The sequence below is a fragment of the Streptosporangium sp. NPDC049644 genome, assembly GCF_040675205.1.
Taxonomy (GTDB): domain Bacteria; phylum Actinomycetota; class Actinomycetes; order Streptosporangiales; family Streptosporangiaceae; genus Streptosporangium; species Streptosporangium fukuiense.
This window is the reverse complement of record NZ_JBFAOJ010000165.1, coordinates 1-10,752: the sequence shown is the minus strand read 5'-3', so window position 1 is coordinate 10,752 and position 10,752 is coordinate 1. Positions and strand designations below refer to the sequence as shown.

Sequence of the window (10,752 nt, the reverse complement as noted above, 5' to 3'; positions counted from 1 at the left end):
GATCGAAATGACTCACGCTTGGACCTTGGCGGCCCTCCCGCTCCCGATTCCTTCCCGGCCTGAAGGCCGGGGCATCCTCGGGAGGTTCTGGTGAACTGACCCGGGGGCCCACCCCCGCGGAGGCACGCCGAGCCGAGGCCGTCAGGATCAAGGCGTCCGGCCCAGCCGGTCCAGCCGGTCCAGCACGGCGTGCGCCTCCGACATGATCCGGCCGATCAGCTCCGCGCAGGACGGCAGGTCGTCGATCAGCCCGACGACCTGCCCGGAGGCCATGACACCGAGGTCCGCGCGCCCGTCCACCATGGCGGCCCGCAGCAGCATCGGGGTGTTGGCCGCCTGGAGCACCTGGGCCCAGGTCAGGTCCCGGCCGTGCCGCATCCGGTGGCCCTCGCGGATCATCGCCGCCCACGACATGCCGGACAGCCGCTTGAACCTGGCCCCGTTGGCCACCGCGCGGAGCAGTCGCAGGCGCGAGCGTTCCAGCGAGTCGACGAACGGGGTGCGCAGCACGCGGTGCGGAACGCCGTCCACCCGCGTGGTGACCACCGTCTCGGCGGTGCCGAGGTAGACCTTCTTCACCTCGTCGCCGACCGTGGAGTCCGAGGTCAGCAGGAAACGGGTGCCCATCGCGACCCCGCAGGCGCCGTACGACAGGGCGGCGACCAGCCCGCGCCCGTCGCAGAACCCGCCCGCCGCGATCACCGGGATGTCCACCGCGTCCACGACCTGGGGGAGCAGCACGGTGGTGGGGACGGCCCCGGTGTGCCCGCCGCCCTCACCGCCCTGCACGATCACCGCGTCCACGCCCCAGGCGGCGACCTTCTCGGCGTGCCGGCGCGCGCCGACCGAGGGGATCGTCAGCACCCCGGCGTCCTTCAGCCGGGCGATCAGCTCGCGCTTGGGGGCCAGCGCGAACGACGCGACCCGTACGCCTTCGCGGATCATGACGTCGATCCGCTCGCGGGCGTCGTCGGCGTCGGAGCGGATGTTCACCCCGAAGGGCGCGTCGGTGCGCTCCTTGACCGACCGGATCGCGGCGGTCATCTGCTCGATGGGCATGGTGGCCGCCGCGATGACGCCCAGACCTCCGGCGGCGGAGGTGGCGGCGGCCAGCCGGGCCCCGGCCACGTAGCCCATGCCGGTCTGTACGACGGGGTGGCGGCAGCCGACCATCTCGGTGAGCCGCGTCACCAGCCTCGGCGGCTCCTCCTCCGGTGCGGACGTGCCGTTCTCGGGTCCCTGTGGGTCTGGGACGGGGCCGGAGTACGAGGTCATGGGAGTTCTCCTGACGGGCGGCTGGCGGTGAGGCGGGAAGCCCGGCCGGTGAGGACTCCGGCGGTCTCGCCATCCGATGCGGGACCCCAGGTCACGAAGATCGAGAACGAATCGACCGGCAGGGCCTGTGAGGGACGGAATCCCCGGTTCCGGAGACGGGAGGCGGTCAGGTGCGGATCTCGCGGTCGCGGAGTGAGCCTGGGTCGAGGACCTCGCGCAGGACGCGGAGTTCCTCGCCGGTCGGCTGCCGGGTCTCGGGGACGTCGCCGGTGACGACCAGCGGGAAGCCGGTCGCCGCCACGACCTCGTCCACGGTGACGCCCGGGTGGACCGAGGCCAGGCGCATCGAGTGGTCGGGGCTCTGGAAGTCCAGCACCGCCAGGTCGGTGACCACCCGGCGCAGGTCGTGGTGGCGGTGGGCGCTCGGCCCCGCCTCGGCCGCGCGGTCGTGGCCGACGCCGCTGACCATGTCCACCCGCGGTACGAACACCCGGGTCGAGTGGCGGGGGATCCAGTAGCTGGTCGGGCAGCACACGGTGTTGCCCGGCACCCCGCGCACGCCCAGGAGCTGGGACCTGGGCCGGGACCAGTCGCCGATGCAGGAGATGTTGCTGTTGCCGTACCGGTCGATCTGACTGGCCCCCAGCATGACGTGCCGCCTGCCGTTGAGCACCAGCCACAGGTGGTCCCTGAACGGCAGCCATCCCTCGACGACCTCCGGGCTCTCGCCCAGGGCCGGTACGTCACCGGTCAGCAGGCACACCCCGTCGTGCGTGACGAGGTCGGGTTCGAAGGTGAGCCGGGCCAGCCGGGCGGCCAGCACGGTGATCGCGCCGCCGATGCCCGCGGCCAGGATCTCCCCGTTCCCCCTGAACGCCTCGGCACAGGCGACGACGCACACCTCGGCCCGCGTGGCGACGGTCAAGGTCATGACTCCTCCCGGAACCGGCGTACGGCTTCCTGGTAGGCGGCCTCGTCCCCGGACAGGTAGCGGCCGGTGAAGGCCCGCCACGTCTCGGGGCCGGTGGCGGCGCTCGCGTACGCCTTCTGGAACGCCTCGTCGCGGCCGTAGTCGGGCTCGCAGGTGGTGAAGTGGGCGCCGCCGGGGGTCTCCACCACACCGGTCACCATGGACCGGCTGATCAGCAGCGACTGGACCGGCCCCTCCTTGAGCAGGTCGGCGGTGTCCACCACGCGCTCGCAGGAGACGTAGCAGCGCTCGGCCGCCTTGGCGTAGAGGTCGTCGAAGTAGGGGTCGGGGCCGAGATACTGGGCGTTGCCGCGGGAGTCGGCCCGGTTGAGGTGGACGAGCGCGACGTCCAGGGTCAGCGCGGGGACGGCGACCAGCTCCTCGCCTCCGGCATAGGGCGACCGCACGGTCCGCAGTTCGGGGTTGACCCGCATCACATCCGAGCCGAGCCCGGCGCGGGTCGGCAGGAACGGCAGCCGGTGCGCCGCCGCGAGCAGGCCGAACATGAACATGCTCTCGTCGTACTCGGTGAACTCCACGGTCCCGGTCTGCCTGGCGGTCCGGAAGTGCGGTTCGAGGGGGATCGAGTCGAGCGACACGAACGGGGCGACCACCCGGGCGACCTTGCCGTACGCGCACAGCAGGCCGACGTCGGCCCCGCCGTACGAGACGACCGTCAGGTCCTCCAGGGAGGACCGGCAGATCGCCCGGACCAGTGCCATCGGCTTGCGACGCGACCCCCAGCCGCCGATCCCGATCGTCATGCCGCTGCGCAACGACCCGACGACCTCCTCGACCGACATCACTTTGCTCACCGGTCGTCCACCACCCCTTCGCTCGCTCCGCGGATCGTTCCGTCTCCCGGCCACCTGCCGTGCTCTCCGCTCACCGACCGCCGACCTCCTCGCCCGTGGTGGAGGCCGGGGAGTCCGCCGAGCCGTCGTTCCTCGCGATGAACGCGTCGCGGTGCCGGTCGCCGGAGCCCATCAGGTTGAGCTCGAAGGTGAACCCCTGCTCGAACCGGTAGCTGCGCCTGACATCGACCGGGTCGATGCCGTTCAGCGACTCCTTGGCCCGCCGGATGACGTAGGGGTCCTTTCCGGCGATCTGGGCGGCGACCTCGAAGGCGGTCTCGCGCAGCCGGTCGCGGGGCACGACCTCCAGCACCGAGCCGAAGGCGTGCAGTTCGGCGGCGGTGACGGTGCGGCACGTGTAGACCATGGCCCGCATCAGATGCTGGGGGACCAGCCTGGCCAGGTGGGTGGCCGCGCCGAGCGCGCCCCGGTCCACCTCGGGCAGGCCGAAGTAGGCGTCGTCGGAGGCCACCACGATGTCGGCGTTGCCCGCCAGCCCGACCCCGCCACCGAGGCAGAAGCCGTGCACGGCGGCGATCACCGGGACCTCGCACTCGTAGACCGCCGCGAACGCCGCGAAGCACCCCCGGTTGGCGCCGACCAGCGCGGCGTGCCCGGCGGTGGCCTGCATCTCCTTGACGTCCACCCCGGCGTTGAACCCTCGTCCCTCGGCGCGCAGCACCACGACGCGGGTCTCGGGCGCGTGCCCGGCCTCCTGGACGGCCTCGGCCAGCTCGAACCAGCCGGAGACGGGTAACGCGTTGACCGGCGGCACGTCCACTACGACCTCGGCGACCGCTCCGCCGCCGTGCAGGGTGATTCTCATCGCGCCTCACTGTTCGCACCTAACGCTTGCTTGGTACGGTAGCACGCGACGGCCGGACACAGGAGTGCGCCCGGCGGCTGCCGCCGGGCGTCCTTCCGAGGGCGGTCCACCTGTGACGGCGGCCGGTCACCCGGGTGACCGCTTCGAGAACGAGGGTGCGGAGGCGAGCGCCGTGAACGCTGAGGGCGATGTGGACGGCGCGACGGGTTCCCCTGGCGAGGTGGACGCCGAGGCTCGTGGAAGTGACGGAGCACCTGGCCGGGTCCGCTATGACCACACCGGATCGGTCGTGCTGGTGACCGGTGGCACCAGGGGGCTCGGCGCGGGCATCGCCGACGCGTTCCTGGCCGCCGGGGCGGAGGTGGTCGTGTGCGCCCGCAGGAAGCCGGAGACCCTGCCCGATGGACTCGCGTTCGTCGCGGCCGACGTGCGCGATGTGGCGGACGTGGACCGGCTGGTCACCGAGGTCGAGGAGCGGTACGGGAGGCTCGACACGGTGGTCAACAACGCCGGAGGCTCACCGCAGGCGCTCCTGGCCGGAACCTCCCCCCGGCTGCACGCCCGCGTCGTGGAACTCAACCTGATCGCCCCGCTGCTGGTCGCGCAGCGCGCCCACCCGCTGCTTGCCGCCTCCGGCGGCTCGGTCGTGATGATCGGCAGCTCCAGCGGTACCCGCCCCTCCCCGGGCACCTCCGCGTACGGTGCGGCCAAGGCGGGCCTGCACCACCTGGCCGCCTGCCTCGCCGCCGAGTGGGCGCCGCGGGTGCGGGTCAACACGGTGGTCGTCGGCCTCGCCGAGACGGAGGACTCGGCGGACCACTACGGCGGCCCCGACGGGGTCGCGCGGATGGGCGCCGCCGTTCCCGCGGGCCGGATGGCCCTTCCCTCGGACGTGGCCGGGGTGTGCCTGTGGCTGGCGGTCCCCGGCTACGTGACCGGCGCGGAGATCCTCGTGCACGGCGGCGGGGAGATCCCCGCCTGGCGCCGGATCGCGTCTGGACACGACGGGTGAACAGCCGGGAAACTCTGCATGATCACGATGAAAGGAGCCCTGGCATGGGCGGGATCTGTGACGGGCGCGTGGTGATCGTGACCGGTGCCGGGCGCGGCATCGGCAGGGAGCACGCCCTGGAGTTCGCCCGGCAGGGGGCCAGGGTCGTGGTCAACGACCTCGGCACCGGCCGCGAAGGCGACGGGCGCTCCGGCGACCCGGCCCTGCGGGTGGTCGAGGAGATCCGCGCCCTGGGCGGCCGGGCCATCGCCAACAGCGACGACGTCACCGACTGGGACGGCGCGGACCGGCTGGTCAAGACGGCGCTGAGCGCCTTCGGGCGACTGGACGTCCTGGTGAACAACGCCGGTTTCGTCCGCGACCGGATGCTGGTCTCGATGACCGAGCAGGAGTGGGACGACGTGATCCGGGTCCACCTCAAGGGCCACTTCCTGCCGCTCCGGCACGCGGGCGCGCACTGGCGGGAGCTGTCGAAGGCGGGCGAACCCGTGGACGCCCGAGTGATCAACACCTCCTCCGGCGCGGGACTGCTCGGCAGCGTCGCCCAGGGCAACTACTCCGCGGCCAAGGCCGGCATCGTCGCGCTCACCCAGGTCGCCGCCGCCGAACTCGGCCGCTACGGCGTCACGGTGAACGCGATCGCCCCGGCCGCCCGCACCCGGATGACCGAGGAGGTCTTCGCCACCATGATGGCCAGACCCGAGGACGGCTTCGACGCCATGGACCCGGCCAACATCGCCCCCCTGGTGACCTGGCTCGGCTCGGCCGCCTCCGGCCATGTCACCGGCCGCGTCTTCGAGGTGGAGGGCGGCGTCGTCTCCCTCGCCGACGGCTGGCGACACGGCCCCCGCGTCGACCGGGGCGCCCGCTGGAACCCCGGCGACATCGGCGACGCGGTCGCCGAACTCCTCACCGAGGCCGCCGACCCCGAGCCGGTCTACGGGGCGTAGCCACCGGGCGAGCACTCAACTCATCTCCTCCGGACCGAGCAGCCCGAGGCGGAGTGCCGCGCGCTCGTAGACGTCCATCTGAGCGCGTGGGCCGACGGCCGGCACCTGAATCACCGGAAGTACACCTGGACGGGGAGCGGGAAGTTCGCGATAGACGATGCGCCGGCGTGCGAGCCTGGGGATCCCGTCGAAACAGCGGCATCGATACCGGTCTTTACGGTTTCCCGCCACTGAAATCGGCGGTTCGCCGCCATGGTGGCGGCGGTAGTCGGTTGCCTAGCGTTGGCCGACGTGATCAGTCTCCAAGGTTTGTGCAAACGCTACGGCGACCGGATGGTCGTCGACGACCTGTCGCTGGACGTGAGGCCCGGCACCGTCACGGGCTTCCTCGGGCCGAACGGGGCGGGCAAGTCGACGACGATGCGCCTGGTCCTCGGGCTCGACCACCCCACCGCGGGCACGGCGCTGATCGGCGGTGTGCCGTACCGCGAGATCAGGAACCCGCTGCGGACGGTGGGCGCGATGCTGGACGCACGGGCACTGCATCCCGGGCGCAGCGGGTACGCGCATCTGATGGCGCTGGCGCGCAGCAACGGCATCGCGCGCAGCCGGGTGGCGGAGGTCCTTGAGCAGGTCGGGATGGCGGACGCGGTGGGTAAGCGGGCCGGTGGGCTGTCGCTGGGCATGAGCCAGCGGCTCGGTATCGCGGGCGCGTTGCTGGGCGATCCGGAGGTGCTGATGTTCGACGAACCGGTCAACGGCCTGGACCTCGACGGCGTGCGCTGGGTGCGCCACCTGATGCGCTCGCTGGCCGAGGAAGGCCGCACGGTGTTCGTCTCCAGCCACCTGATGAGCGAGATGCAGCTCACCGCCGACCACCTGGTGGTGATCGGCAGGGGGCGGCTCATCATGGACGCGCCGCTGGCGGAGGTCATCGGGCGCGACTCCCTGACCGCCGTGGTCGTCCGCACCCCGCACGCGGCCGACCTGTCCGTACGACTGAGCGGCGCCGGGATCACGGTGGAACGGCTCGGCGAGAACGAGCTCGCCGCCACCGGCGCCACGATCGAACGCGTCGGCGACCTGGCGTACGAGGCGGGCATCCGGCTGCACGAGCTGCGTACCCGCGAGGCCTCGCTGGAGCAGGCATATCAGGAGCTGACCGCGAGCAGCGTGGAGTACGGCGCACGAGAGTCGGGAGGGTGAACATGCGGACCAGGGAACTGGGTCAGGCGGTCGGCGCGGAGTGGGCGAAGCTGTGGTCGGTCCGCTCCACCTGGTGGTGCCTGGCCGGCGCGGTGGTGCTCATGGTGATGAGCGCGCTGACGCTGGGCGGGGCGACGGCCACGGACATGCTCCGTGACAGGATCGGCGGAACCGGCTTTCCGGCCAGCGAGCCGGTCATCTCGGCGACCTCGTTCGCCCAGTTCGCGCTGGTCGCGCTGGCGATGCTGGTGATCACCTCGGAATACGCGTCGGGCGGCATCCGGAGCACGCTGCAGGCCACGCCGATCCGCGGCCGGGTGATCGCCGCGAAGGCGCTGGTGGTGGGGCCGGTGATGTTCGCCGCCGGAGTGCTGTCCGGGGCCGTGGCCACCGGGGTCGTCTACACGGTGCTGTCCGCCGACCTGTTCGGCGGCTATGTGGCGCTGCCGCCCGCCGAGGTCGCGCTCGACCTGCTGCGGGTCGGTGTCTTCTTCGCCCTGGTGTCGGTGATGACGCTCGGCGTGGGCACCGCGGTGCGCAGCGCGGCGGGCACCCTGACCGTGGTGTTCATGCTGCTGATGGGCCTGCCGCTAATGCTGCTGATGACGGGCGTTTCGGCGGCGGTGGAGGTGTCCCTGCGCATGCCGCTCTTCGCCGGCCTGGCCTTCATGGGCAGCACCGACAACCTGACCGGCGGCCCGATGCCCTACGGGGCGGGAGAAGGTCTCCTCTGGCTGCTGGCATGGACGGTGGCGGCGGTGGCGGCCGGCCATGTCGTGCTGCGCCGGCGTGACGCCTAGACTTCGGGCCGTGTCAGGCAACCGCGCCGCGCGCACCCTGGTGGGGGTACTCGCGGGCATGGTACTCGGGGTCGTCGAGCTGGCCTTCCTCTGCCTGGCCTGGCCGGCCTCCCTGGTCGCGGCCACGCGGCCCGCCGCCGACCGGGGCCTGGCCCGGCTGACGGCACTCGAACGGGCCCGGCTGGCCAGGTGGCTGGGCCACGACACGACGCGGGCGGCCGGCGGCTACGGCTTTCTCGCCGCCCGCGCCGCGCTGGGCGTGCTGGGCGGGTACGGCTGCGCGGCGGGTCTGTTCCTTGGCGGCCTGCTCCTGTTCGGAGGGCTGTGGGATCTGCTCTGGGGCGAGTCCGAGGCGGTGCCGGTGAACCTGCCCGGCGTGAAGCTGGTCACCACCGGCGGGATCCTCGGGCTGACCGGCGCGGGGGCACTGCTGGCCCTGGTGACGGTCGGGGTCCTCGCCGTGGGAGCGGCCGAACGGCGGCTGGCCGACCACTTCCTCGGACCGGGCAGGCAGGAACTGATGCGCAGGCGCATCGCCGAACTGACCGCGACCCGCGCGGGCATCATCCGGGCCGTCGACGACGAACGGCGCAGGATCGAGCGCGACCTGCACGACGGCGTGCAGCAGCGGGGGGTGGCGCTGGCCATGCTGCTCGGCCGTGCCCGGCACAGCCCCGACCAGGCCAGGACCGCCGAGCTGGTGGGCCAGGCCTACACCGAGTCGCGCCGGCTCCTCGACGAGCTACGCAGCGTGGCCTGGCGGATCTATCCGACCGCACTCGACGAACTGGGCCTGCGCGCCGCGCTCGCGGGCATCGCCGAGCGGTCGAGCATGCCGGTGACCGTGCACTACGGGCTGGCCGACCGACCCGTCTCCGAGGTCGAGACCGCCCTGTACTTCACCGCCCGCGAGGCGATCACCAACGCGATCAAGCACGCGGGAGCCCGTGACATCCTGGTCATGCTGACAGAGGACGAGCGGACGGTGAGCGTGGCGATCTCGGACGACGGCAGGGGCGGCGCGGACCCCTCGGGGGGAGGGCTCTCCGGGCTGGCCAGGCGGGTCCTGGCGCTCGACGGGGTGTTCACCGTCGACAGCCCGGAAGGCGGCCCCACCAAGATCGTCGCAACGCTGCCGAAGGGCACACCGTGCGACTGATCCTGGCCGACGACTCCGTGCTGCTCCGCGAGGGCCTGATCCGGCTGCTCACCGACGCCGGGCACGAGATCCTCGCCGCCGTCGGTGACGCGCGGGCGCTACTCGACGCCATCCGGCATCAGCCGCCCGACGTGGCCGTGATCGACGTGCGCATGCCCCCCACGCACACCGACGAGGGGCTGCGGGCGGCACTGGAGATCCGCGAGCACCGGCCGGACGTCGGGGTCCTCGTGCTGTCCCAGTACGTGGAGAAGACGTACGCGGCCACGCTTCTGGCGGGGAACACCGAAGGGCTGGGCTACCTGCTCAAGGACCGGGTCTCGGAGGTCGCCGACTTCCTGGACTCGCTGGAGCGGATACGCGCCGGCGGCACGGTCTTCGACCCGGAGGTGGTCCGCCAGCTGCTCGCCCGCACCACCCACGCCGACCCGTTGAGCAGGCTGAGCCGGCGCGAGGCGGAGGTGCTGCGACACCTCGCACAGGGCTACGTCAACGCGGCGATCGCCGAACGCCTGCACGTGTCGCTCAGCACCGTCGAAAAGCACATCAACGCCATCATGGACAAGCTCGACCTACCCCGCGACCCCGGCTACAGCCGCAGGGTGCTGGCCATCCTGCGCTACCTCGACGATTGAAGGCTCGGCCGGTCGAGCGTTTCCCATGTCTCGCCGGTCCTTACGGCATCGGCCCCGCGCCGTGTCGGAGAGACACGCGTCTCCCAAGGAACAACCCCACAGTTCCCTGAGCCCTCCATCGTCGCCATAGCTCCAGGACCCAGGACCTGGGCGCAGCTCCCCTGGTGGCGCCGACCCGAGTGGAGGGCCTTGAGGTGGCTTGAAACCCGCCGCGTCGCGGTTGCATGAACGCAGCTCACAGCAGCACATGACGATCTACACCAAGAAAACTCCAAGGCACTTTCTTAGGATCTTGGTTTCAGAGCGGTGGCGGAGGGCCGGCGCCTGGCAAGGAGACTGAGTGATGAGCGGAAGTAAACGCGGTGTGGTGATCGGCACGCTGTTCGGCCTGATCATTGGAGGGGCCGGGGTGGCGGTCGCCGCCGAAGTGGCCGAAAGCGAAGTGATCACCGCATGCGTGAACCGTAACGGCACGGTGCGGATCCCGCAGAGCTCAACCCCCGCCCCCACTTCGACGCTTCCGCAGTCGCTCGCCGCGCTTCCCACCGGTAGCCCCACCCCCGGCCAGCAGGGGTGTCTGGACGGGGAGAAGGAGATCTCCTGGAACACGGCCGGGCCGCAAGGAGTTGCCGGACCATCGGGCCCGGCGGGACCGGCCGGGCCGAAGGGCGAGGCGGGCATCTCCGGAGTGGAGGTGGTCGAGAACCAGGTCACGATCCCCGCTCTCAGACAGGGAAGCGCCTCAGTGGCCTGCCCTGCGGGCAAGAAGCCCATCAGCGGAGGGTACGCCTACGGGCGCGCCGATCATTGGTACCTCGAAGACTCCATGCTGGTGGGTTACATGGGCTTGTCAACGACGAACGGCGAGCTGGACAACACCTGGGGCTATCGGGCCACTAATCCCAACAGCTATCCCGTCACGGTGCACCTAACCGCTCTGTGCGCGGTCCTGCCCTAACCCACCGGCGTTGTTCACGTCCTGGGAGATGGTGTGCGGGTGATCAAGCCCTGGTGCTGGCACGGGTGAGATCCATGTGACAAGAGACGGCCACTTCGTAATCCTTC

11 protein-coding genes are annotated in these 10,752 nt (G+C 71.6%); 7 read left to right on the top strand and 4 right to left on the bottom strand.

What is annotated here, in order from left to right; all coding sequences use genetic code 11:
- Nucleotides 1-147: 147 nt before the first annotated feature.
- The 4 genes from AB0J58_RS42645 to AB0J58_RS42630 form a co-directional block, all read right to left on the bottom strand.
- Entirely contained in the window at nt 148-1,275 is a 1,128-nt protein-coding gene (locus tag AB0J58_RS42645; RefSeq protein ID WP_364227108.1) for a nitronate monooxygenase, read from the bottom strand.
- Nucleotides 1,276-1,441: 166 nt separating this feature from the next.
- The gene (locus AB0J58_RS42640) at nt 1,442-2,206 is read right to left on the bottom strand and encodes a CoA-transferase (RefSeq protein WP_364227106.1); all 765 of its coding nucleotides are present in this window, start codon (nt 2,204-2,206) and stop codon (nt 1,442-1,444) included.
- A complete protein-coding gene (locus AB0J58_RS42635; protein WP_364149420.1) occupies nt 2,203-3,048 on the bottom strand; it encodes a CoA-transferase in 846 nt (281 codons plus the stop codon). Before AB0J58_RS42635 ends, AB0J58_RS42640 begins: the two co-directional genes overlap by 4 nt.
- An 82-nt stretch (nt 3,049-3,130) precedes the next feature.
- Nucleotides 3,131-3,925, bottom strand: coding sequence for an enoyl-CoA hydratase family protein (locus AB0J58_RS42630; RefSeq protein ID WP_364227104.1), 795 nt, complete (start codon nt 3,923-3,925; stop codon nt 3,131-3,133).
- A 172-nt stretch (nt 3,926-4,097) separates the two neighbouring features.
- Between AB0J58_RS42630 and AB0J58_RS42625 the strand changes: the two genes are divergently transcribed.
- From AB0J58_RS42625 to AB0J58_RS42595, 7 genes are all read left to right on the top strand, one after another.
- Nucleotides 4,098-4,937 (top strand): SDR family oxidoreductase, encoded by an 840-nt coding sequence (locus tag AB0J58_RS42625; RefSeq protein ID WP_364227102.1) that lies wholly within the window; start codon nt 4,098-4,100, stop codon nt 4,935-4,937.
- A gap of 44 nt (nt 4,938-4,981) precedes the next feature.
- Nucleotides 4,982-5,887 carry an SDR family oxidoreductase gene (locus AB0J58_RS42620; protein ID WP_364227099.1) on the top strand — a complete coding sequence of 302 codons (906 nt, stop codon included), beginning with the start codon at nt 4,982-4,984 and terminating at the stop codon, nt 5,885-5,887.
- 291 nt (nt 5,888-6,178) lie between these two features.
- Nucleotides 6,179-7,093: an ATP-binding cassette domain-containing protein gene (locus AB0J58_RS42615; protein ID WP_364227097.1), complete on the top strand. Its 915-nt coding sequence runs from the start codon at nt 6,179-6,181 to the stop codon at nt 7,091-7,093.
- Between the two features lie 2 nt (nt 7,094-7,095).
- Nucleotides 7,096-7,893 (top strand): ABC transporter permease, encoded by a 798-nt coding sequence (locus AB0J58_RS42610; RefSeq protein WP_364227095.1) that lies wholly within the window; start codon nt 7,096-7,098, stop codon nt 7,891-7,893.
- 10 nt (nt 7,894-7,903) lie between these two features.
- The gene (locus AB0J58_RS42605; RefSeq protein ID WP_364227093.1) at nt 7,904-9,052 is read left to right on the top strand and encodes a histidine kinase; all 1,149 of its coding nucleotides are present in this window, start codon (nt 7,904-7,906) and stop codon (nt 9,050-9,052) included.
- Entirely contained in the window at nt 9,043-9,687 is a 645-nt protein-coding gene (locus tag AB0J58_RS42600) for a response regulator transcription factor (protein WP_364227090.1), read from the top strand. Before AB0J58_RS42605 ends, AB0J58_RS42600 begins: the two co-directional genes overlap by 10 nt.
- A 343-nt stretch (nt 9,688-10,030) precedes the next feature.
- Complete coding sequence (locus tag AB0J58_RS42595; RefSeq protein WP_364227088.1) at nt 10,031-10,645, top strand: hypothetical protein; 615 nt, start codon at nt 10,031-10,033, stop codon at nt 10,643-10,645.
- Nucleotides 10,646-10,752 lie beyond the last annotated feature (107 nt).

What these genes read in the sequence shown, in the direction of transcription:
- AB0J58_RS42595 (WP_364227088.1), top strand. Translation starts at nt 10,031, where the DNA reads ATGAGCGGAAGTAAACGCGGTGTGGTGATCGGCACGCTGTTCGGCCTG.
- AB0J58_RS42635 (WP_364149420.1), bottom strand. Translation starts at nt 3,048, where the DNA reads ATGTCGGTCGAGGAGGTCGTCGGGTCGTTGCGCAGCGGCATGACGATC.
- AB0J58_RS42610 (WP_364227095.1), top strand. Translation starts at nt 7,096, where the DNA reads ATGCGGACCAGGGAACTGGGTCAGGCGGTCGGCGCGGAGTGGGCGAAG.
- AB0J58_RS42620 (WP_364227099.1), top strand. Translation starts at nt 4,982, where the DNA reads ATGGGCGGGATCTGTGACGGGCGCGTGGTGATCGTGACCGGTGCCGGG.
- AB0J58_RS42640 (WP_364227106.1), bottom strand. Translation starts at nt 2,206, where the DNA reads ATGACCTTGACCGTCGCCACGCGGGCCGAGGTGTGCGTCGTCGCCTGT.
- AB0J58_RS42630 (WP_364227104.1), bottom strand. Translation starts at nt 3,925, where the DNA reads ATGAGAATCACCCTGCACGGCGGCGGAGCGGTCGCCGAGGTCGTAGTG.
- AB0J58_RS42645 (WP_364227108.1), bottom strand. Translation starts at nt 1,275, where the DNA reads ATGACCTCGTACTCCGGCCCCGTCCCAGACCCACAGGGACCCGAGAAC.